General features: G+C 56.5%; 19 protein-coding genes and 1 pseudogene. 14 read left to right on the forward strand and 6 right to left on the reverse strand.

All coding sequences use genetic code 11. The features are described 5' to 3' along the window. Positions 1–122: 122 nt before the first annotated feature. Together Mal52_RS10450 and Mal52_RS10455 are read right to left on the reverse strand one after the other, a co-directional pair. Complete coding sequence (locus Mal52_RS10450; RefSeq protein ID WP_197534806.1) at positions 123–1,202, reverse strand: hypothetical protein; 1,080 nt, start codon at positions 1,200–1,202, stop codon at positions 123–125. Between the two features lie 341 nt (positions 1,203–1,543). Further along, the gene (locus Mal52_RS10455; protein WP_145375992.1) at positions 1,544–1,870 is read right to left on the reverse strand and encodes a hypothetical protein; all 327 of its coding nucleotides are present in this window, start codon (positions 1,868–1,870) and stop codon (positions 1,544–1,546) included. 8 nt (positions 1,871–1,878) lie between these two features. On the opposite strand from Mal52_RS10455, the gene Mal52_RS10460 reads away from it, so the two are divergent. Beyond that, entirely contained in the window at positions 1,879–2,841 is a 963-nt protein-coding gene (locus Mal52_RS10460) for a hypothetical protein (protein WP_145375994.1), read from the forward strand. A 67-nt stretch (positions 2,842–2,908) separates the two neighbouring features. Here the strand turns inward: Mal52_RS10460 and Mal52_RS10465 are convergent, their stop codons facing one another. Beyond that, the gene (locus Mal52_RS10465) at positions 2,909–3,562 is read right to left on the reverse strand and encodes a histidine phosphatase family protein (protein ID WP_145375996.1); all 654 of its coding nucleotides are present in this window, start codon (positions 3,560–3,562) and stop codon (positions 2,909–2,911) included. A 190-nt stretch (positions 3,563–3,752) separates the two neighbouring features. Continuing rightward, complete coding sequence (locus tag Mal52_RS10470) at positions 3,753–4,466, reverse strand: site-2 protease family protein (protein WP_145375997.1); 714 nt, start codon at positions 4,464–4,466, stop codon at positions 3,753–3,755. Positions 4,467–4,822: 356 nt separating this feature from the next. Here Mal52_RS10470 and Mal52_RS10475 point away from each other — a divergent pair, with 356 nt between their 5' ends. From Mal52_RS10475 to Mal52_RS10500, 6 genes and pseudogenes are all read left to right on the forward strand, one after another. Beyond that, a complete protein-coding gene (locus Mal52_RS10475) occupies positions 4,823–5,035 on the forward strand; it encodes a hypothetical protein (RefSeq protein WP_145375999.1) in 213 nt (70 codons plus the stop codon). Between the two features lie 29 nt (positions 5,036–5,064). Then, positions 5,065–5,334 (forward strand): annotated as a pseudogene (locus Mal52_RS30470) (type II toxin-antitoxin system RelE/ParE family toxin); the annotation flags it as partial. A gap of 276 nt (positions 5,335–5,610) precedes the next feature. Continuing rightward, positions 5,611–6,738 (forward strand): Gfo/Idh/MocA family protein, encoded by a 1,128-nt coding sequence (locus Mal52_RS10485; RefSeq protein ID WP_145376000.1) that lies wholly within the window; start codon positions 5,611–5,613, stop codon positions 6,736–6,738. Between the two features lie 299 nt (positions 6,739–7,037). Further along, positions 7,038–8,066 (forward strand): Gfo/Idh/MocA family protein, encoded by a 1,029-nt coding sequence (locus Mal52_RS10490; RefSeq protein WP_145376001.1) that lies wholly within the window; start codon positions 7,038–7,040, stop codon positions 8,064–8,066. A 40-nt stretch (positions 8,067–8,106) separates the two neighbouring features. Next, entirely contained in the window at positions 8,107–8,694 is a 588-nt protein-coding gene (locus Mal52_RS10495; protein WP_145376003.1) for an ATPase, read from the forward strand. Beyond that, entirely contained in the window at positions 8,691–8,897 is a 207-nt protein-coding gene (locus Mal52_RS10500; RefSeq protein ID WP_145376005.1) for a hypothetical protein, read from the forward strand. The genes Mal52_RS10495 and Mal52_RS10500 overlap by 4 nt, the downstream gene beginning before the upstream one ends. Positions 8,898–8,905: 8 nt before the next feature. On the opposite strand, the gene Mal52_RS10505 is transcribed toward Mal52_RS10500, so the two are convergent. Continuing rightward, positions 8,906–9,379 carry a hypothetical protein gene (locus tag Mal52_RS10505; RefSeq protein ID WP_145376006.1) on the reverse strand — a complete coding sequence of 158 codons (474 nt, stop codon included), beginning with the start codon at positions 9,377–9,379 and terminating at the stop codon, positions 8,906–8,908. A 202-nt stretch (positions 9,380–9,581) separates the two neighbouring features. Here Mal52_RS10505 and Mal52_RS10510 point away from each other — a divergent pair, with 202 nt between their 5' ends. Further along, positions 9,582–12,587 (forward strand): PVC-type heme-binding CxxCH protein, encoded by a 3,006-nt coding sequence (locus tag Mal52_RS10510; protein WP_145376008.1) that lies wholly within the window; start codon positions 9,582–9,584, stop codon positions 12,585–12,587. 179 nt (positions 12,588–12,766) lie between these two features. On the opposite strand, the gene queA is transcribed toward Mal52_RS10510, so the two are convergent. Beyond that, positions 12,767–13,822, reverse strand: coding sequence for a tRNA preQ1(34) S-adenosylmethionine ribosyltransferase-isomerase QueA (gene queA / locus Mal52_RS10515; RefSeq protein WP_145376010.1), 1,056 nt, complete (start codon positions 13,820–13,822; stop codon positions 12,767–12,769). A 153-nt stretch (positions 13,823–13,975) separates the two neighbouring features. On the opposite strand from queA, the gene Mal52_RS10520 reads away from it, so the two are divergent. From Mal52_RS10520 to Mal52_RS10545, 6 genes are all read left to right on the forward strand, one after another. Further along, complete coding sequence (locus Mal52_RS10520; protein WP_145376011.1) at positions 13,976–15,121, forward strand: glycosyltransferase; 1,146 nt, start codon at positions 13,976–13,978, stop codon at positions 15,119–15,121. A 178-nt stretch (positions 15,122–15,299) separates the two neighbouring features. Then, entirely contained in the window at positions 15,300–15,737 is a 438-nt protein-coding gene (gene mraZ, locus Mal52_RS10525) for a division/cell wall cluster transcriptional repressor MraZ (RefSeq protein WP_145376013.1), read from the forward strand. Between the two features lie 421 nt (positions 15,738–16,158). Then, positions 16,159–17,061 carry a 16S rRNA (cytosine(1402)-N(4))-methyltransferase RsmH gene (gene rsmH / locus Mal52_RS10530; RefSeq protein WP_145376015.1) on the forward strand — a complete coding sequence of 301 codons (903 nt, stop codon included), beginning with the start codon at positions 16,159–16,161 and terminating at the stop codon, positions 17,059–17,061. Then, positions 17,058–19,100: a LysM peptidoglycan-binding domain-containing protein gene (locus tag Mal52_RS10535; protein ID WP_145376017.1), complete on the forward strand. Its 2,043-nt coding sequence runs from the start codon at positions 17,058–17,060 to the stop codon at positions 19,098–19,100. Before rsmH ends, Mal52_RS10535 begins: the two co-directional genes overlap by 4 nt. A gap of 99 nt (positions 19,101–19,199) precedes the next feature. Next, complete coding sequence (locus Mal52_RS10540) at positions 19,200–19,502, forward strand: hypothetical protein (RefSeq protein ID WP_145376018.1); 303 nt, start codon at positions 19,200–19,202, stop codon at positions 19,500–19,502. A gap of 124 nt (positions 19,503–19,626) precedes the next feature. Beyond that, the gene (locus Mal52_RS10545; RefSeq protein WP_231962597.1) at positions 19,627–21,378 is read left to right on the forward strand and encodes a peptidoglycan D,D-transpeptidase FtsI family protein; all 1,752 of its coding nucleotides are present in this window, start codon (positions 19,627–19,629) and stop codon (positions 21,376–21,378) included. Positions 21,379–21,881: the final 503 nt, after the last annotated feature.

Raw genomic sequence — 21,881 nt, forward strand, 5'->3', positions numbered from 1 at the left:
CGTTCCGACGTCTCGCGTTTTAAATACTGTTCCCGCCGCGGGCCGGAGACCGTGCCGCCCTAAATGCTGGCGGCACGGTTCCGGTTAGATTGGCAGCGGTCGTCACATAGCTCGCCGAGTGCTTACTGTTGGGCACCCGGAGGGCAGTTTTGCAACTGGTTGCCGTCGAGGATCGTACGCAGCTCGATTTGGCTCGCACGGTGTTGCTTGAGGTGCTCGATCGGTTTCGCACCGTAGTGGCGTTCCTCGTACTCCACGTAGTTGACGGGATCAGGCAGATTGATACCCGGCTTGTGCTTAACATCAATCAGCAGGTCACGCGTCGGTTTCGGAATGTGCGTTTTGGTCAAGTTCCGAACCGTGTGCGACCGCAGTCCAGCAGGACCGCCGTACGGCAAGTGCGGAGGACCGGGCAATCCGATCGGCGTACTGGTCATCGGCTGACCCCAAATCGGAGTTCCGTTGACACCACTGACCGGATTGTAGGCCGGAACGCCACCCATAGCGCGGGGGGCACCCATCATCATCGCTGTCGGCACGCCATCGGCACCAATGTATCCAATCGGCATCGGCGGAGCGTGCTGATCGTTTTTACCGCTGATGTGGCGAATGTGCGAAGCGGGGAGGACTTGGCCATTGGCACCCGCAACGGGCATTCCATCGGCCATTTCCAGATCCATGTTCCCGATGCGAATCACAGCCATGATCGAACCACGACGGCTGGCTTCACGGACGGGATCAACACCCGGGTCAAGTCGCGTGGAGACCAAGGTTTCCACACCGGCAATCGCCAATTCTTGATGTTCCGCATCCGGCAAGTAGATGACTTTGGTCACGAAGTTGTTGGCATCGACTTGATCGATGTCTTCATCCGTGAGCTGGATCGGAATCGGATTGTGCGACAAGTACGCATCGGTGGTCGGCTGCGACATGTAAACTTGCAGCGTGGGATACAGCACCATGCCGGCGCGATCCGGAACGTTGGTCAACTTCAGGCGATAGGTCGCGCCTTGATTGAAGTTGTACCGTCCCGGAGCCGTCAACTGCTCTTCGGCGAATCCGCCGTTGATCTGCCAGCCAATGCCCATACCGGCCGGGCCAATAAAGCGGAGTTGCGAAGTCTGCGTCGAAAACGGTCCGCCGGCTCCCATGCCCATGCCACCCATCATCGGCAGCACGCCCGGGCCAGGGCCATCAACCATGGGTCCAGGACGCAACAGATGTTGGGCCGGGGGCGCGTGGTATTGGTTGGAATCGACCGAAGGATACCCTCCGGATCCTCCAGGTCCACCGCCATTACAGTCGTCTGGACATGTGTCGTAAGAGCTGCAGCCGACGCTCACGACGACCACAGTGCTTAATGCCAAAAAGTAGGATCTCATCATAACCCCCTCGGGTACTTAAGTAATGTGACTGGTGCCAACAGGATTCGTCTCAGTGAAACGTTTCCCAAACACCCCGCTCCCGCTGCGACTCAAGCGCCGGATCCAATCGTATTCCTGCGCCGTTGTCCCGATTTTGTTTCTTCTGGATTGCGGTCGACCTACCTGCGGCCTAGCGAATACACTAAAACCATCAAACAGATCGCCCAAAAGCGGCATACGTACCAACAGGCAGCATCACCGCCGATTTGTTCACGCAGTCGAATGGCAATTTCCGTACGGCATGCGATCACAATCAGTTTTTTCGGAATAACCCGCCCCGTTTCTTTGGTGAATTCAGTATTTTCGTAACATGACAAAAACCTTGCCCATTTTATGTGTGGCTGCAACTCTCGTTGCAGCAATGGCTTACGGTTATGCTGCACCGCCAGAGCTGCACCGAGCAATTCTTCCGGATTTGCCAACCGGGCCGCAAAATCAACAGCCACGAGCCGATTTGACGCTCGCTCAGGCGGAAACCGCGCCCGAAGAGTCCGCGGAAAAACCTGCTGAAACTCCCGCAGAAACCCCGGCGGAGAAACCGCCTGAGAAGGGGGGCAACAAAGCGACGGCGACCGATGCCCTCAGAAAATCACGGGAATTGCTCTCGCAGCACCAATCCATACGTGCCAACGTCATCGAGACGGTCGAAATCGGGAATCACGGATTTACAGCCACCGGACGCTACCTGCAGCGGGGCAAAATGAAGCTGCGTTTGGAATTCGACCTGCAAATCGGACAGACCATCGGTGCGATGATGGAAGTCTGTGACGGCGAGGTTTTGCATACTCGGCACATCATCGGCGAAGAGGTCCAACTCACGCGGCGCAATGTGCGTGAAATCTTAGAAGCCGCCAGCGCTAGCAAGGTCGCGACAGCGGACATGTTTATCGCTGAAATGGGCTTTGGAGGACTTCCCGGCTTGTTAGCAGCCATGGAACAGTCGATGACCTTCGACAACCTCAAGGACGATTCACTGGGCGACAAGAGCGTCTGGATGATTCAAGGGACCTGGAACCAACAATTTCGCAGTCGGTTCCTCCCACCGCAACAAGCCAACGCTGGTCCCCAAGGTGGGCAAAAAGAGGGACAGCAGCCCGCGCAGGCGTTGCCATCGCTGGTTCCCGATTTTGTGAAAGTCTACCTCGACCGGCAAACAGGATTTCCCCTGAAAATCCAGTACCTGAAAAAAGTGGCGGGACGCAATCACGCGCGGCCCATGCTCACGTTGGCGTTTCGCGATATTGAACTCAACGGCGTTATCGACGATAGCGAGTTCACGTTCATTCCGCCGGAAACACCCACTCCCGTCGATCTCACGTCGCTGTACAAAGAACGTATTCGCGCCGCCGAAGAGGCTGCGGCACAACGAAACGCACCCGGCGCGCCGCAACCCATTCAACAACCGCCGCAGAACTAGTGAGATGGTGTCGGTGGGAAGCACTCATCGCTTTCCGACTCCGAGCAGAGCCGTTCAAAAAGCGGCATCACCCAACCGTCAATCCATCGAGATGAAACGCGGCGTTCATCGTGGTGACCACCGTCTCCTGTGGATTGTGGCGGATAATGTTCACGCCGCAGTTCGCTTGCCGGATCGTGGGAGCCAGTTCCAGCGGAACGCCCAGCAGGGTCGCCAGATAGACGCGATTGACGACGTTGTGAGCCACCACGACGATCGATTCGCCCCGGTGTTTCTCTAACAACCCGTTGAGCACCGGCGTCACCCGGGCTGCGACGTCGCCGTACGACTCGCCTTCCAGATAGCCATGTTTGGCCGGGTTTTCGCGAAAATAGGCATACGCCTCGGCAAAATCCCGCTCGATCGAACCCCAGTCCAACCCTTCCCAGCGGCCCACGTCACATTCGTTAATGTCCCCGGCTGTCTGCACCGGCAACTGGTGCGGCTTAGCAATGGCCGCCGCCGATTCCTGTGCCCGCAGCATGGGGCTGGCGTAGACTTGTGAGAGAGGAAACTCGCTTAACAACGCGCTACACGCGGCAGCCTGTCGCACACCCAATTTGCTCAGCGGCCCGTTAATCCCTTGCCCTTGCAAGATATAAGGCTGCTGCAAATTGGCATCCGTCGCGCCGTGTCGTACCAAAAACAAATAGGTCGTGTCCGAGGGGGGAAGAGTTTTCATCGATGAAATGATGGAGAATCCATTCTGGGAGTAGGCTTGGGGCTTGAGGGGACTGGCTTGAGTGTTGGCAGGGGGACGCAGTGTGAAGTGGGGACGTCTAGTGTGGCTTGAAAGATAGGCAGGAGCGTTGATGAACCATCCGGTCCCTCTTTCTGCTCACGCCTGTCCCCTCACGCCTCACGCCTCACGCCTATTGAAGCAACGCTTGCACGTCGCCATAGGTTGCGTAAACCATCAAACCGAGGATCAGCACAATGCCCGCAATCGTCAAGCGTTCGTGCAACCATAGCAACCGACGGTCGATCGATTCGAGCAGATACATCATAATCTTGCCGCCATCCAGCGGAGGCATCGGCAGCATGTTGAAGACAGCCAGACTAATGCTCAACGCGTTCAGGAATTTCAGCATCCCGATAAATCCACCGGAGACAATTTTGTCCCCCACAGCCACGATGCCCACGACGCCAGATACTTCACCGGCACCTGTGAACAATCCCCCGATAGCGGCGATCATCGCCATGATCATATTGCCGATCTGCACGACCGGTTCGACTGAGATGGCCGACAGGCTCAACCCGCCCTGCAAGACGTTGTAGATCGCCAAGCAGACAAATGAGAGCAGGATATTGGCGACCGGACCGCCAAAGGCAAAGATCAAACGTCGCGACACGGGAATCTTCACAAACTCGTCGTGATCTTCCACCGCCGGCAGGACATAGCCTCCCAGCGGAATCGCAGACAGCCAATAGTCGGTCTCGCCCCGCCGCCAGCCCCAAACCTTGGGGCCGATCCCTACGGAAAACCGGGTGACCGGAATCTTGGTCCACCAAGCGGCGACCAAATGGCCCATCTCATGAATTAAAATCGCCAGTCCGATCAACAAGGCGCTAACAATATATCCCATCTCACAACTCCTAAACGAGTTTCAAAACCTGGTTGCGCTTGTTCCGGAAACTTACACATCAGTATCAGCGGCACGCGTCAGAGGGTTTTGAAACAACCTGTAGCGAGTATTTTGTCAATTTGATCCTCAATTATCACGCGCGGCCGATGCATGTAAAGGCGGGTTCATTGAATTCGGGATGAAGAGGGGTGTTGATTTCTCGAAACAAACCGGCGCAAACGTTGCCTTACGAAACCATTGCGGCAAGTTGCCTCTCGAGATTCCATCACTTACCAACAAATGCCCTCTTGGCGACCTATCTCTGGATACTGTACAATTGATTTGTTGTCCTTGGCGAAGATCATGTAGGGGATCGAATGTCACAAACACCGAATGAATTGTTAGATGCAATTTTGAAATTGTCCGAGCCGGAGCGACTAAAGATCGTCGAAAGGCTGATGGACGATATCTCCGAGGACGCACCCGGTCTCTCTTCGGACGATCCCGAGTTTACCGACGAACTCCGCCGTCGTTCCGGCGACTGGAATCGCGCCAAATCATGGGAGCATGTCCGGGAACAGCTTCGGTAAACGTTATGGTCGTCTAATTTCATCGCGACGCAGAGCGAGAGCTACGTGAGGTATGGGACTGGTATTCCCAACGCGATTCCGCAGTGGCAACACGATTCCTTCGCGCAGTGGACAACGCCGTCGAACGCATCAGGTCCAACCCACCTTCTCATCCGATCGAATTTGACGAATTTCGGTGGGTACGCGTACGGCAATTTCCGTTTCGATTGATCTTCGAACAGCCGGATGAGGATCGAGTATTGGTTTTGGCAGTCGCTCATTCCAGCCGTGAACCGGAATACTGGCAGGATCGCATTTAATTTGCTCGATGGCAGTCTGCGATGTCGCTTTGATTATCTTGTCGTCAGAAGAAAACCCGCCGGGTGCCACGACTGGCTTGTCCAGCAGTCTGTTTCCATCGCACAGTTTGCATCTGTCTGAACAAACCACAACGCGCGGTTTCGGCCCTCCCCGCAAAACCCATCGCGTTTGATTGGCGTTTGCCTGCCAAACCGTTATCGTGAAGCCGTTGTCCTAGCATTTTTAGCGGCAACATCCAAGATTTTCATCACTCACGACGCGAGAGGAAATAGACCATGGGTCGGCAACAGGTGAACGTCGCGATTATCGGCATGGGCTTTGGGGCGGAGTTTATCCCGATTTATCAACGCCATCCGCAGGCCAATATGTACGCAATCTGTCAACGGTCCGAGGCAAAGCTCAACGAAATTGGCGACGCTTTTGGGATCGAAAAACGCTATACCAACTACGACGACGTCCTCGCCGATCCGGACGTCGATTTCGTGCACATCAACACACCGATCCCCGACCACGCACGGCAATCGATCGCCGCCCTCAAAGCGGGCAAGCATGTCATGTGCACGGTGCCCATGGCGACCAGCATCGCCGAGTGCGAGGAAATCGTCAATCTGGTGAAAGAGACCGGCCTGAAATATATGATGGCCGAAACTGTGGTCTATGCCCGCGAATTTCTCTTCGCCAAGGAACTCTACGAAAAGGGCGAGTTGGGCAAAGTGCAATTCCTGCAGGCCAGCCATGTGCAGGACATGGACGGCTGGCCCGACTATTGGCCCGGATTACCCCCCATGCACTACGCCACCCACTGCGTCGGTCCCTGTATGGCACTGACCCGCGACGAGGCGGAATACGTCTCCTGTTTCGGATCGGGCACGATTCGCGAAGAGTTGATCCCGAAATACAACTCTCCCTTCGCTGTGGAAACCACGCACATCAAGTTCCGCAATTCGGACCTGACCGCCAGAATTCACCGTTCACTATTCGACGTCGCCCGCCAATACCGCGAAAGCTTCGATGTGTACGGGACCAAGCAAGCTTTCGAATGGCCATTGATCGAAGGCGAAGACCCGGTACTGCACACCGCTAAAAAACCAGAGCCGGAAATCCCCGAGCGGGTCAAGGTCCCCGACTACGCGCATCTCTTGCCGGAAGAAATCCAACCCTTCACCACCGGCGGTGTCTATGATGCGGATGATCACCAACACCTCTCCTTCACACAAGGAGCCGGCCACGGCGGATCGCATCCGCATTTGGCCCACGAATTCATCTCCGCCCTGATCGAAGACCGCGACCCGTATCCCAATGCCGTACAATCAGCCAACTGGACCTGCGTCGGCATCTGCGCCCACGAATCCGCCCTCAAGGGCGGAGAAATCGTCCGCCTGCCGGAATTCACGCTGTCTTAGTTACGCGGTGTGAGGTTTATTAAGCCACAGATTGAACACAGATTGAACACAGATCTAAAAAAATAACTGGTTCCCAAACTCTGTTTGGAACCCATTTTCCCGAAGCTCTGCTTCGGATCGTTGAACTTGTATGGGCCTCGCGTTTGGAATGCGAAGCAGAGCTTCGCTGAGGGCGTTCCCAAACAGAGTTTGGGAACGAGGGAAGCTCGTCTACTCTTTGAAAATCTGTGTTTGATCCGTGTTCAATCTGTGGCAAAGAATCCTAACCAACCTAACTAACAACTCCCACGGAACACCTCATGACCGCCGTTCGATTTGCCGTTGCCGGGTTGAAGCACTTTCATATTTTGACGTTCGTCAACGGCATGCGTGCTTTGCCCGATGCTCAGTTCGTTGGGTTTTATGATGACGACCCAAAACTGCGCGACCAATACAGCCAAGAGTTCGGCGTGCCCGCGTTTGCCTCGGTAGGTGAGTTGGTCGAGGCGACTGAACCGGAGGTCGTTGGGGTTGCTGTCGAAAACAGCAAAAAGGGAGCGGTGATTAGCGAATTGGCTGAGCGTGGCTGTCACGTCCTGGTCGATAAACCGTTGGTCACCAGCTTCGCGGATCTCGACGACGTCGAAGCGGCGCATGTCAAAACCGGTATGCAGATCGGTCTGATGCTGATGGAGCGTTACAACGGACCGACGCGGGCGGTGCGGGAGTTACTGCAGTCCGGCAAGTTGGGCCGGATGGTCAATTTCACCGGCCTGGCGCCGCACAAACTCAAACCGGCTGGGCGTCCGGAATGGATGTTTGATGCCGAACTCTATGGCGGCGTGTTGAATGACCTCTGCATTCACAACATCGATCTGAGCCGTTGGATGTGGGATGAGGAACCGGTCGCTGTGACCGCCGCCGAAGGTTGTTTACGATTCACGCAGTACGACCGGTTCACCGACCATGCGGAGGTCTTCTTAGAATTCGCCGACAGTTCAACAGCCATGCTCCGCGCCGACTGGCTCACCCCCGAGGGCTTTCCTGCGCACGGCGACGGCCGACAGTTTTTTGAATGCACTGAAGGAACCCTCGAAATCCTGGCTGCGCCCGACATCCATCGTTTGGGAGAAGGCACCATCCACTACGACGCTTGGGACGCCGAGCGGACCCAATTGGCCCCCGCGCCGCCGGAAAAATCCGCCTTCGCCGATTTCGTCGCCCTCTGCCGCGGCGCTCAGCAGGCGGAGTTATTCCCAGAAGACGGTTTCCGCTCCACCCGCATCACCCTCTACGCCCGCGAAGCAGCACGCACGGGGACGAAGATTGACCTGCGTGATAAACTGTAGTGTGGAAGAGCATTAATTCCTGAAGTAAGGATTTCATCTCGTGACAAGCGCGCCAAATGTCATCGTGGTGGCCGGTCCCAACGGCGCCGGAAAATCTACGGCGGCGCCGGCACTGTTGCGGGATTACATGGAGGTAACGGAATTCGTAAATGCCGACGTCATTGCGCAGGGGCTTTCGGCATTTCATTCAGAAGGAGTTGCCATAGAGGCCGGGCGCGTTATGTTGCGCCGATTGGATGAGCTTACCAGGGAGCGTCGTGATTTCGCCTTTGAAACCACTTTAGCATCAAGGTCGCTGAAGCGGCGTCTCATGCAATTGTCGAGAGATGGTTACAGAATCCATCTGATTTTCTTGTGGCTGCCTACGCCGGAAATGGCAATTGCGAGAGTATTATCTCGGGTTCAACAAGGCGGGCATGACATTCCCGAAGAGACGATTCGACGTCGGTATTTCTCTGGTTTGAATAACTTTATGAATTTGTACCTTCCTATTGTCGACTCATGGACAATGTTGGATAATACACTGCTAAACAAACCCGCCCTGATTGCATTTCAGAATCCCCATGGTCCGACGGTCATCAAAAATGAAACCGTCTGGAACTATTTGGTGGAGCGATTCCAGTCATGATTGATGATGCGAGAAGTCGATCTGAAAAACATGCGGAGATTTCCGCACGCGCACAGGACGCCGCGAAAATCGAACAAGTCCTCAACGAAGTTGCCCGCAAGACCGTTCAGGAACACGCCCGTGCGGGGCGGAAGATTCCCGTCTGGCGCGATGGGCAAGTCGTCTGGATTCTGCCGGAGATCGAAGACGACGGCGAGAAGTGAGCGGCGGTTTACACAATTTTCGTCCGTCGATGCGCGCGGCTGGGCCAGTTGATGACCAGGGCGGCGATCACGACCACGACCACAATGGTGGAATTGCCGTGTTTCGAGGCTTCATGCAACGAGCGAAACGCACCATCGAGTGTCCGGTCCGTCATCATTTTTTCTAGCGGGCGATACACCAAAAAGTAATCCGCAATCGCTCCCGCCAGCGCGAGTGCCACCAAGCCCAGTCCCAACCAGCTGCGGATCGTTCCCAGTTCACCATGCTTGCGGGCGAAGAAACCGGCTACCAGCGCGGTTCCCAGTAGTCCGAATTCCAACACGTAATAGTAGGGAAAGCGGATCAGCGACAGTTGCATCCGTAGCTCCGAATCAACCTCCGGTGACCGGGTCAGTCCGACCGTGATCAACACAAACAACGCAGCTGCCCCCGCCCATGCAGCGGGACACAGCCGGAATAACATCAAACAAAATCCCCACATCGTCGTCACCTTTCCGGTCACAAATCTCGTCTCGCCAACCGCTGGGCTTTGCCATTCTCCGCATCGGCGGCGATAATGGAAATCCGCCGACGGTGTTACTCAAGCCAGTGGTAACAGTGTACACGATTGTTGCCGAGGGATGCGATCGTTGGTTGGTGCTACGCAATTATTTCGCCATAGATAAAATACAGATCGAACACAGATGAACATTTATGTCGCCAAACTACTTCGTTTCTCACTGTTCGCTTGCGGCTGTTTATTCGTCGCCGCTCAGCTCGATTTGCTGCTGGCCACAGAAAAACCGGCTGCCACGACGCCCATCAAAAGTCCGCTGACGATTGCCGACTCACTGGCGAATTTTCAGTTGCATCCCGATCTGAAAATCGAATTGGCCGCCGCTGAGCCGGATGTGATTGATCCGGTTGCCATTCGTTTTGACGAACAGGGGCGGATGTGGGTCGTTGAAATGCGGGACTATCCCAACGGCCCGGGAGAAGGCGAGCCGCCTAGATCACGGATTTCCGTGCTCGAAGATCGCGACGGCGACGGCCGGTTTGAAACCTCACAAGTATTCGCCGACAATTTGCTGTTTGCCACAGGCATTCAACCTTGGCAGGGGGGCGTGATTGTCACCGTTGCCGGAGAAGTCATCTACCTCAAAGACACCACCGGGGATGGAGTCGCTGACCTGCGCGAGACGTGGTTCTCCGGTTTCGTCGCCAAGAATCCACAGTTGCGGGCCAATCACCCCACGCTGGCACTCGACAATCACGTTTACGTCGCCAACGGCCTGCGTGGCGGAAGCGTTGTCACAGAACGGCAGCAATGGGCCGGGGACGCCAAACCGGTTTCGATCAGCGGCATGGATTTTCGCTTCGATCCGTTGGCGGGAAAGCCCGAAGGGGTTTCGGGGGTGGGGCAATTTGGATTGTCTTTCGACGATTTCGGCAATCGTTTCACCTGCAGCAATCGCAACCCCTGCATCCACATCGTACTGGCCGACCGGTATATCAAACGCAATCCCTTCTTGGCGGTCGGGGCGGTGGTGAATGACGTTTCACCTGCCGGGACAATCTCGCGGGTCTATCCCATCAGCAATTTTTGGACGACCTCGACCCTGCACGAAGGGCAATTCACCGCCGCCTGCGGCGTGACCATCTATCGCGGCGATGCCTTACCCGCCGCGTTTCGTGGAAATAGCTTCACCTGCGAACCGACCGGCAACCTCGTCCACCGCGACGTGCTCACGCCCAGCGGAGCAACGTTTGCCTCGACGCCGGGGCGCGACAAAGTCGAATTCTTAGCCTCCCCCGACACCTGGTTTCGCCCCGTGAATCTAACCGTTGGCCCCGACGGTGCGTTGTATGTCGTCGACATGTACCGGGCCGTCATCGAGCATCCGCAATGGATGCCGGAGGAATTACGGGATCGCACCGACCTGGAGTACGGCAACGACCGTGGCCGCATTTGGCGGATTACGCCCAAGAATTGGAAGCGTCCGACCGAACAACCACAACTCGCGTCAGCAACGTCCGAGAAACTCGTCGAATACCTCACCCACAACAACGCCTGGTGGCGCGAAACATCGCAGCGACTGCTCATCGAACGCCAAGCCCGAAACGTACACCCACAACTCGAAAAACTCGTGAGCGGCGACGCAAAACCAACGGCTGCCGTGCATGCCCTCTGGACGCTCAACGGCCTCAGTCTACTGTCCGACGACGTCATCGCCACGGGGCTGGCACACAGTTCACCCCGTGTCCGCGAACAGGCGGTCCGGTTGTCGGAGTCGCGGCAGAGCAAGTCGCAGTCGCTACAAGCCGCCGTCATGAAACTGGCTGACGACGATGATCCCCGCGTGCGCTTTCAAACCGCGCTTAGCCTCGGCGATGCAACGTCGAACGAGGAACGTCTCACCGCTCTGGCCGATGCCCTGGCCGTTGGCGGGGCAGACCCTTGGACTCGTCTGGCCGTCTTCAGCGCCGCTCCGAATCACGAACAGGAATTGTTAAAACGCTTATGGACCAAATCCGTCGCTCCGGAAAAACTAGCGCCACTGGCTACAGAAATCGCCGCCTTAGTCGGTTCTCGCCAGAAGCCTGAGGAAATCGGCGGCGTGTTGCAAAACCTGACCACATTGCCTGCAGACATGCCGGACGCAGCGAAAAGGCAATTGCAAGCGGCGCTGATTAGCGGCCTCGGGCAAGGACTCGGGCGACGCGGTGTGAAATTGGACGCCATGCTCAACAAACTCCCGGCAGAATTCGCCGGCACACAAGCGGCAGTGCAGAATGTCTTCCAGCAAGCCAAGTCCACCGCAGCCAACGCGGAGCCAGACCTCGCTGCCCGCACCGCTGCCATCGAATTATTGCAGTACACAACCTTCGCGGACGCTGGTTCGACGCTGATGGAGCTGATTGAAAACGATCCGGCCCAAGCAATTCGCCTGGCCAGCATCGATGTGCTGGCTGGATTTCACGACGACTCGATTGGACCGTTTTTGCTGACCGGCTTCAGCGGACAGACCCCAGCGGGGCGGCGTGCAGTAATTAACGCGCTTTTGCGAAACGATTCCCGTGCCACGTTATTGCTCGATGAAATCGAAGCCCAAACCATCGCGGTCGCCGAGTTGGGAGCCACCAACGTCAATCGGCTGACCAAGCACAAAAACCCCGCACTGAAAACCCGCGCCGGGCAGTTGCTCGCCAGCGCGATCCCCGCTGATCGCAAAGAAGTGCTCGCCAAATATCAAGCGGCGTTGACACTCAAACCCGATCCCCAACAAGGCAGGGCGTTGTTTGAGAAGAACTGCAGCACCTGTCATCGCGTGAGCAATATCGGCGTGGAAATCGGCCCCGACATCGCCGACTCCCGCACACGGCAACCGGCCGCTTTGTTAACCGACATCCTCAATCCCAATCGCGCCATCGATGCCAACTACGTCAGCTATTCCATCGTGACAGAGCAGGGGACCACAGTGACCGGCATCATCGCCGCCGAAACCGCTTCGTCGATCACCATCAAACAACCCGAAGGCAAACATGTGACCGTCCTGCGGCAAGACATCGACGAAGTCATCTCCAACGGCATCTCGCTGATGCCCGAAGGCCTCGAGAAAAACCTCACCCTGCAACAAATGGCCGACCTCATCGCCTTCATCAAAAACTGGCGCTACCTCGACGGCAACGTCCCGCTGCGCGAACGTTGAAAAAAATCACCACGGAGGCACGGAGGACACGGGGAAAGAAAGAGGCTGTAGGCTTTAGGCCGTAGTCTGTAGGAATAGCACGGGCAGTCCAATCCTACAGTCTACGGCCTATGGTCTACAGCTTTTTGTACTCTGTGTCCTCCGTGCCTCCGTGCCTCCGTGGTGAATTCCTAAAAAAATTACAAAATCAACATCGCATCGCCGTAACTAAAAAAGCGATACCGCTGGGCAATTGCTTCGGCGTAGGCTTGGCGGATTAAGTCGTAGCTGGCAAAGGCGCTGATCATGACCAGTAGGCTCGACTTGGGGAGATGGAAATTGGTCAGTAGGGCATCGACCGCTTGAAAGGTATAGGGCGGGCGGATGAAGAGGTTTGTTTGATCCTGGTAGGCGGCGATTTCGCCGTTGCGGGCTGCTGACTCCAACGTGCGAACGCTCGTGGTTCCGACCGCCACGATGCGGCCGCCTTGCGATCTTGTGTTTCGCAACTGCTGTGCGACGGTTTCATCCAGTTCGCACCACTCCGCATGCATGCGGTGCTCGTCGAGGTTTTCGACGGAGATTGGCCGGAAGGTGCCGATGCCGACGTGGAGCGTTACGAATTCCTGCCCCACGCCTTGCTGTTGGCACTCCGCTAACAGTTCCGGGGTAAAGTGCAATCCGGCCGTTGGAGCGGCGACGGCTCCGTAGCTGCGGGCGTAGGTGGTCTGGTAGCGTTGCCAATCGTCGGAGTTCGCTAATTCGCGTTCAATGTACGGCGGCAAGGGAACGGTTCCAAATTGCCGCAAGATCTCGACCGGATCCCCCTCTCGCTCAGGGCGGGCGAACCACCCCCCCTCGTCATCGCGTTCCAACAGCGTCAAATGAAACTCGGTCGTCGATTGCGCGGGATGCGCTGGCAGTAAGGTGATCGATTCGCCCGGCTGCAATTTGCCACGCGTTTTGCTCAGTATCTGCCACCGCTGGTCGGCATCGCAGCCAAGATACAACCCCTCCCAGGCCCCTCCAGTGGCGGTCCGCTTGCCGAGTAATCGTGCGGGGAGCACTTTGGTGTCATTCAACACCAGCGTATCTCCGGCTCTCAAATACCGCGGCAGATCGGTGATGTGCGCGTGTTCGATCGTACCTGTACTGCGATCCAGGACCAACAACCGTGACCCATCTCGCTTTTCCGCCGGTTGTCGCGCAATCAATTCGCTCGGCAAATCGTAGTCATAATCAGAAAGCTGCTGCATGGATGGTTTTCGTATCTGTTGGTGGGCGGCCGGTTTGATCTCGTCTTTACCCGGTCTGGCTGCGACAGTATATACAGCGCCCCTTCGGCAAAAAATGCCCGCGCGAAGTTTTCGCAGTCGGAAAATGACTCCCTTCAAGACAAAGGCTGACACGTGTCGCCACCATCCCCACCGATTCGCTTGGCGTTTTGCATCACGGATCTTGATCCGGGAGGAGCCGAACGGGCGTTGGTGCAGATCGTGACCCGCTTAGATCGCACCCGCTGGGCACCGGTCGTTTACTGTCTGTCTCCCCCCGGCGATCTGGTTGCTGTCTTAGAAGCGGCCAATATCCCGGTGACCTGTTTCGGAGCCAGCGGCTTGCGAAGCATTGGTGTGATACGGCAACTGGCCCGCGCCTTGAAACAGAACCGACCCCAATTGCTGCAGACGTTCCTGTTCCATGCCAATCTCATCGGACGGGTCGCTGCACGCTGGGCGGGCGTTCCGCACATCGTTTCGGGCATCCGTGTGGCTGAGAAGCGGGCGAACCTGCATCTTCGTTTGGATCGAATGACCAACGCGCTCGTGGCGTGTAACGTCTGTGTCAGCCAAGCGGTGGCCGATTTTTCGATTCTTCGCGGCGGACTGTCGCCGGAAAAAACGATCGTGATTCCTAATGGCGTGGACTACGAAAAGTTCGCGCACGCGCAACCGGTGTCACTGACTCAGTTCGGTATCCCATCGGGCAGCCGCGTTGTCGTAACGGTGGGACGTTTGGATCCGCAGAAGGGTTTAACGTTTTTGTTGCCGGCGTTTTCAGAAGTACACGCGCAACACCCCGATGCGCATTTGCTGTTAGTGGGCGAGGGACCTCAGCGCGAGGAGCTTCAAACATTGACAAGCGAGTTGGGTTTGAACGCGTGCGTGCACTTTGCCGGATGGCAGGCGGATGTGCCGGGGATTTTGAAGTCGTGCGACTGCCAGGTGTTGGCCTCGTTGTGGGAAGGGATGGCCAACGTGGTTTTGGAGGGCATGGCGGCTGGGATTCCGATGCTTGCCACCGCTGTCGAAGGCGTCGCCGAGCAAATCGCCAGTGGGGAAAATGGAATTGTGGTCGAAGCTGGATCGGCCTCGGCATTGGCTGTGGGGCTAAATCAATTGCTTGCCGATCCCCAAGGCGCACAGTCCATGGCTGAACGCGCACAAGTGGTTGTGGAGGAAAGGTTTACGTGGGACAAGGTTGCCGCGGAGTACGACCGTTTGTATGCGGAGATTGTGGGCATTCCATCGCTCGCAGAGAGTGAAGCTGGGAAGTAGACAGGTGGTTTTTCCGGTTATTGAGAAATTTACATTTGCCGCAACTTATGGTTTAGCAATGTTTTAGGAGCAGTTCTTGATTTAGGAGTTATAAAACTCACCAAATTTCCCTTGACCAATGAGATTCCCTTGGTAGATTTGGCAACCGATGGGGACGAGTGGGGAAAAGTGGTGAAAAATGCCTCTGACCGGGACTTTTAACAGAAGCATGGATGACAAGAGTCGATTCGCCGTCCCCAAGCGTTTGCGTGAACAATTTGGTGAGGAGGAACTTCGCAGTATCTATGTGGCTCCGGGAACAGAGTGTTCCTTGGATCTTTACTCAAAGATAGCGTTCGAAGAATTAGCGGATCGAGTTGCTACCATGTCGCCAACGCGGGCCGACATCCGCAATTACAAGCGGTTGTTTTATGGGCGAGCGGAAAGAGTCGACCTCGATTCCCAGGGACGGATTCGGATTCCCGAACGTCTCGTGACTTTTGCCGGTCTCCAAAAGGAGGTTGTCCTGATTGGTGTCCACGACCATGTTGAGGTCTGGGACTCTGCGATCTGGCAACAATTTTTGGAGAAACACAGTACAGATTTTGACAGCATGGCGGCTGGCGTGTTCGATTGATCGACAATGGCATGGATGCCAATTTCAAGATCAGGGAACAGAACCCGGCAGCTCGCACCCGCATCACTGGGAACAACAGGCTTGGAGCTTGCTGACCCCAACGATGCACATGGAAACTCCGCTGGCTACCGGGCTGTGCGGAGAACGGTCGACAAGGATGCATGACCGGCGTGGGACGGCGTGGTTTACGAGACTGAGCCCTACTGCGGATCATTCGCCTCACTAGGGTAGCATGGATGCTGCCCGAGGGGATGATTCCTCGAACTTGCCGAGGAATTTGGTTTTTAAACCTATTGGCATTATAGCCACCCTCGCTGCGCTAAGGAACATCTGCTCAGGTTTTTCCCTAGTTGGCCGTATTTGCTCAGCGGCACCGCTTCACGACTTGAGATCGCCAGCGCTGCTCCCCATACTGCACAGCATGTCCAGCTCCTCTTCTTCCGACTCAACGCCGCTATCCGTCCATCTCCCCGTGCTCATGCGCGAAGTGCTTCGTGCGCTCGATCCGCAACCGGGGCAAATCATCGTCGATGGCACCGCCGGTGGCGGCGGGCATAGTCGCGAGATTCTCAAACGCATCGGCGACACCGGAACGCTGATCGGCTTGGATCGCGACCCGATGATGTTGCAGTTGGCCGCCCAGAAGGTCCAAGGCGACAATGTCCATCTGATCCACGCGTCCTACGCACTGCTGCCGCAGGTGTTACAAGATTTGGGGATCGCCCAAGTCGACGGTATTTTACTTGACTTGGGATTGTCTTCGGATCAATTGGCCGATCGGCAGCGGGGTTTCGGGTTTGCCGCCGAAGGCCCGCTGGATCTGCGGTTCGATACCTCCGCAGGGGAACCGGCTTGGCAACTGTTGGAGCGGCTCAACGAAGAAGAGCTCGCAACGATTTTTAAGGAATTCGGCGAGGAGCGTTTCGCCTCTCAAATTGCCGCACGCATTGTCGAGACCCGGAAACGAAAACCGATCCTCACTGCGCAGGATTTGACGGCAGTCGTCACCGCAGCGGTTACCTCAAAACGCTCCGACCGCCAACCGGCGACGCGCGTGTTCCAAGCGCTGCGAATCGCTGCCAATGAGGAGCTGGGGCAATTGGAGGTTTTTCTCAAATCGCATCTCCAAGATTTTTTAAAAACTGGCGGCCGAGGAGCCATAATTAGCTTCCATTCGCTGGAAGACAGGTTGGTGAAAAACGCGTTTCGTGATAAACACCGCTTTCGTTTATTGACACCGAAACCGGTGATTCCGGCGGCTGTGGAGCAGAGGGCGAATCCGCGGTCGCGATCGGCCAAGTTACGAGCGGTGGAAAGATTATGACGGATGACAATCAACGGCAGGATGCCGACGAACGCCCCGATGAAGATATGGATTTTGAAATGGACGACGATCAGTCGACCAGTGCGGCGGCCGATTGGGGTTTAAAAAAGCCCAAATCCGGCATCGGCAAGGAAATCAAAATCGGTGGAGCGATCTTACTACTGATTTGCGGAATCTTTTGCTACGTGCTGTATAAGAAATCCACAGATGGGATCCCTGAAGTCGCAGTTGAAGGCAAGCAAAAAACAGACGAGGAAACTCCGCCTGTTGCCAAGGGAAGCGGTATTGTCCAAGCGAGTCGTACGATTCCGCCCGAAGAGACATCCCAAGATCCTGCAAATACAGTCGCGGGTGCGCCTGGTGAATTTCCAGCAAGCAACTCTCGTCCCGCCGCACGGCAACCCGCTGCGTATGCCGCGAATCCTCCTGCGCAAAATCACCAGCAACCGCCCGAAGACGATTACGACCTGATGGCCGAAGCGGATGCACTGGCCGATGAGCGCAATGCCAGCACCGGCCTGCTGGAAAACGATGAATGGGAGACCGATCCGGCTGCGGGACAGTTGTCCGACAATGCGGACCTTGCCGCTGAGACCTATAACGAATTTCCGCCTGCCCAGGATTTTCCACCTTCTCAAACCGAAGAGTTTCCTGAACCGAGCGCAGACGAAATTACGAGCCTGGACGATACGACGAATCCATATGAAGTGACAGGCAACGACAGCGAAATCACCTCGTTCGACGATGATTCGTCAACCTTCGCCGATCCAGTCGCTGAGCAATTTACTCAGGATGAAACGCAGCTCGACGAGTTCTCGAGTCAAGAATTTGCAGAGAGCACGGAATTCTCCGGCGATCAAGAATTCGCCAACGAACAAGAATTTGCCGAAACTTCAGAATTCTCCGACACGCAACAGTTCGTGGATGAACCGGCTATGGGAAATCAGGAACCGCTTGTCGGCGAACTCGAAGAGAGTACCGAGGAATTTGGTGAGTTGGCTGAGCCTCAGGTCGCTGAGATGAACGATTACCGCACACCGGTGAATGAGGAATTGGGCGGTCAGCTTGAAGAAATGACCGAGACCGATTTCGGTGAGCCACAGCAAGCCGATCCCCGTGCCGGTGAATTTCAGAATGTGACGCAACACACCGGACAGGCAAGTAGCACGACGATGGTGCAGCGGACCGATGAATCGCCGTTGGAACCGGAACAGTCGTTTGATAATCCGGCACCGGTCCAAGACCGCGTGAACGGGTACCATGCTGTCGGCAGTTACCAAAACGAAATCGAAAGCACCAACCGCGCCGCCGCTCCCGATCAATTCACGGTCGAAGAATCCGAGTTTGATGAATCGGGATACGTCGGATCGACCGATGAGGCGCCCCCCATTCCACAGGACAACCAGACCTATGGTTTCGACCAACGGCAACAAGTCGAGGAAACTTTTGACACACCGGTTTCCAACAATAATCCAAGCTACGTCGTTGAATCGAACGACAGTTTTTGGTCGATCGCTCGGCAGACCTATGGCGATCCCAAATATTTTCAAGCATTGGCCAAATACAACGAACGAACGATTCCCAATCCCAAAGCCATGCGGCCCGGTATCGAAATAGCGACACCTACAGCCGCTGAGCTGGAACAGTTGTATCCCGAACTGCTCGGCAAGGTCGAACAGGCATCACAGCACGTGCCGGCGGTTGAGACCCCGATCGCCTCGGGCGACTTTTTGGAAGATGAGGAATTTCGCGGTCGCGTCGGTTACGGAACCGGCGAAACCATTTCTCGCGCAGCCGCCAATGCCTCGGGTTACTCGATCGCCAGAGACGGTCGTCCTCAGTATCGAGTCTCTTCGGGCGACAACCTCGGCACGATTGCACGACGGCATTTGGGGAAAGCTTCCCGTTGGGAAGAGATTTACCGGCTGAACCAGGACCGCCTCGCAGACCCAAATCGCCTCAAAATCGGCACAGTCTTGCGACTTCCCGAAGATGCCCGCCAGGAAGCGGTCGTCAATCGCCCCACATTCAGTCGATAACCCTAGTGGGGTTCGTGCGATGAATTCAGCGCCGACCGTCTGGTCGTCGCTGCGCGCGTACCGCCGTTTTCTTCCAAAATGGGCGGTTTCGGAGGCGGCATGTTTGTTCGATTCGCGGGCGCCATCGTGGTGATCGTGCTGATCGCGTTGGCCGGGATTCGTCTGGAAAAAGAGAATCTCGAACTGCGCCGCGCAGTGAGTCTGCAGCACTACCGGCTCGAGGTCTTGGAGCGACGCCATGCGCTGCACCGTTTGAAGGTCCAGCAATTGGGGGCTCCGGCGCGAATGATTGAATCGTTGGAGTCGGGGGAACTGCAAGTCATGGTCCCCCCGCGCAAACCAACAAAATCGGCCAACGAGCTTATCGCCCGCGACCCGGAGCAGGCACGGCGATTGCACTAACTGTGATTCGAGGGTGCCACTGGCTTTGCCAGTGCTGAACGAAATCTCGAAAGTATTTACAAAGCACTGGCAAAGCCAGTGGCACCCAGGTGGTCTGTTTTGTGTGTGAGGGAAGAAGATAGCGATGTCTGAAGACCGACAACACAACGCCGCCCACGATCCTGTGCGTGCCAGTTGGCGGGAATGGCTGTTGCGCTCGATGCTTGTCAGCGTGTGGTTGGTGCTGGCTGGGCGGTTGGTCTTCTTGCAGATGATTCAAGGCCCGCGGCTCAGGCATCAAGTCGAAAAGCAATGGGCCGCGCACGAAGTCTTGCCGGCGCGACCGGGCGATATTACCGATCGCAACGGCCGGCTGTTGGCGACAACGGTCTCGGTGCGGAGCCTGTTTGTCGTTCCCGCGCGGATCGAGCAGCGTTGGCAATTCGCCGCCCAATTGGCCGATGCTCTAGGACGCGATCGTGACGGGGTGTTCCAGCGCATCTCCGCACACGGCGACAAGCAATTCCTTTGGATGGCGCGGCGATTGACCGATGAACAAGCCGCCGTCATTCGCGATTTGGACCTGCCCCGCGATTGCTTCGGATTTCGCGACGAATTCCTCCGCGTCTATCCCCAAGGCGAAATTGCCGCTCAAGTATTAGGAATACGTGACATCGACGGCATCGGTCGCGGCGGGTTGGAGGAGCACCTCAACGAGGCCCTGCGCGGCCGCGATGGCCGACGCTCCGTGGCGCGGGATGCGCGGGGCCATGTGGTCGAGGTCAGCGAACGCATTACCCGCCCGCCGCAGCACGGCCAAACCGTTCGGCTCACCTTAGATGCGGTCATTCAGCTGCATGCGCAACGAGCGCTGCAAAAAGTCATGCAGGACTGGAAACCAAAGTCCGCTTGCGCCATCGTCCTCGAACCCCATACCGGCGGCGTGTTGGCAATGGCCAATTGCCCCACGTTTGACCCCAATCAACTCGACAACGTTCCCGATGAGGCTTGGAAAAATCATGCGATTGCATCGATCTATGAACCGGGATCGACGTTCAAACCATTCATCGTCGCCACCGCGCTTGAGCAGGGATTGATTCAGCCCGACGAAATGTTTGATTGCGAACATGGCGAATACCGCATGGGACGTCGGGTTCTGCACGATCACCATGGCTATGGCGAGTTGAGCGTGACGGACATTCTGGTGAAGTCCAGCAATATCGGCATGGCCAAAATCGGTGAGCGGCTGACAAATCCGGGAATCCATGCCACCGCTGTGAAATTCGGATTCGGCCGCAAGACCGGCATTGAACTGCCCGGCGAACTGAAAGGGATGTTGCGTCCGTTGCGAAAGTGGAACAGCTACTCGACCGGTTCCGTTCCCATGGGGCAGGAGATCGCCGTCACACCGTTGCAGCTCATCTCAGCCATGGCGGGATTGGCCAATGGCGGACGGCAATGCACACCGCACTTGGTGGAAAATCAGCGATCAGGAATCGCGGGGCCGGCAACTGTGATCGTCTCGCAAACGGTCGATGCCAATGTTGCGGATTGGATCGTGCAAGGTCCCATGACCGAGGTGGTGCGACGCGGCACAGGCCGAAACGCAAAGTCGAAGGATTACACCGTCTTCGGAAAAACCGGCACCGCCCAAAAACCCGATCCGCAGACCGGTGCGTATTCCAACAAGTTGCACGTCAGTTCCTTCATCTGCGGCGCTCCTGCGGAGAACCCGCAAGCGCTGGTGTTGGTCGTCGTCGATGAGCCTTCCGTCGGTCCCAACCATTACGGCGGAACCATCGCCGCCCCCGCCGCAGCTCAAATCCTCAAAAAAACGCTCGAACAATTGCGCGAACGCGAAGTCGAATTGGCCACCCAACCCCGCCAGTATCGCTAGCGGCACAGCCGCTTGGTGCGAGCTTCCGCTCGTTGGGGTTAGGCCGCTCCCGTTGGTCGCTACACACTGCAAGTACGGTCGCCGGGAGGGCGAGGCTCCTGCCGAGCCGCGCGCTAGCGCAATACGCCATTTGCCCAACACGTTGCCAGCCATCCTACAGGTACCGATGCGGCTCAGCGGGAGCTTCGCCCTCCCAGCGACCGTGTTCACAATGCGTAGGAGCCGCGCGCGGCAAATAGGTTCCGTAGCAAAATGTAGGGTGCGTCGCGACGCACCTTTCGATGTAGGACGGGAGACGAGCCTCTAAAAAAAGCCTCGCGCAGAGACGCGGAGCCGCAAAGAAAGGAAAAGAGAAACCATTTAAAATCTTGAAAATAAAACAATAATACCCGTTTCCAACCAAGCCGCACGCGACCAATCAGCGTCATACAACACGACACGTTCTCAAGACAACTCTTCGCGGCTTGGCGTCTTTGCGCGAGGCCTTTCTTTCGTAGGGCGTT

Origin of the sequence: Symmachiella dynata (assembly GCF_007747995.1) — a bacterium.
GTDB classification, from domain to species: domain Bacteria; phylum Planctomycetota; class Planctomycetia; order Planctomycetales; family Planctomycetaceae; genus Symmachiella; species Symmachiella dynata.

Excerpts from the sequence above, each read along its gene's own strand:
- Mal52_RS10490 (WP_145376001.1), top strand. The coding sequence starts at position 7,038 with ATGACCGCCGTTCGATTTGCCGTTGCCGGGTTGAAGCACTTTCATATT.
- Mal52_RS10450 (WP_197534806.1), bottom strand. The coding sequence starts at position 1,202 with ATGGTTGATGGCCCTGGCCCGGGCGTGCTGCCGATGATGGGTGGCATG.
- Mal52_RS10485 (WP_145376000.1), top strand. The coding sequence starts at position 5,611 with ATGGGTCGGCAACAGGTGAACGTCGCGATTATCGGCATGGGCTTTGGG.
- Mal52_RS10465 (WP_145375996.1), bottom strand. The coding sequence starts at position 3,562 with ATGAAAACTCTTCCCCCCTCGGACACGACCTATTTGTTTTTGGTACGA.
- Mal52_RS10540 (WP_145376018.1), top strand. The coding sequence starts at position 19,200 with ATGTTTGTTCGATTCGCGGGCGCCATCGTGGTGATCGTGCTGATCGCG.
- Mal52_RS10510 (WP_145376008.1), top strand. The coding sequence starts at position 9,582 with ATGAACATTTATGTCGCCAAACTACTTCGTTTCTCACTGTTCGCTTGC.
- rsmH (WP_145376015.1), top strand. The coding sequence starts at position 16,159 with ATGTCCAGCTCCTCTTCTTCCGACTCAACGCCGCTATCCGTCCATCTC.
- queA (WP_145376010.1), bottom strand. The coding sequence starts at position 13,822 with ATGCAGCAGCTTTCTGATTATGACTACGATTTGCCGAGCGAATTGATT.
- Mal52_RS10535 (WP_145376017.1), top strand. The coding sequence starts at position 17,058 with ATGACGGATGACAATCAACGGCAGGATGCCGACGAACGCCCCGATGAA.
- Mal52_RS10545 (WP_231962597.1), top strand. The coding sequence starts at position 19,627 with ATGTCTGAAGACCGACAACACAACGCCGCCCACGATCCTGTGCGTGCC.
- Mal52_RS10470 (WP_145375997.1), bottom strand. The coding sequence starts at position 4,466 with ATGGGATATATTGTTAGCGCCTTGTTGATCGGACTGGCGATTTTAATT.
- Mal52_RS10475 (WP_145375999.1), top strand. The coding sequence starts at position 4,823 with ATGTCACAAACACCGAATGAATTGTTAGATGCAATTTTGAAATTGTCC.
- Mal52_RS10505 (WP_145376006.1), bottom strand. The coding sequence starts at position 9,379 with ATGTGGGGATTTTGTTTGATGTTATTCCGGCTGTGTCCCGCTGCATGG.
- Mal52_RS10500 (WP_145376005.1), top strand. The coding sequence starts at position 8,691 with ATGATTGATGATGCGAGAAGTCGATCTGAAAAACATGCGGAGATTTCC.
- mraZ (WP_145376013.1), top strand. The coding sequence starts at position 15,300 with ATGCCTCTGACCGGGACTTTTAACAGAAGCATGGATGACAAGAGTCGA.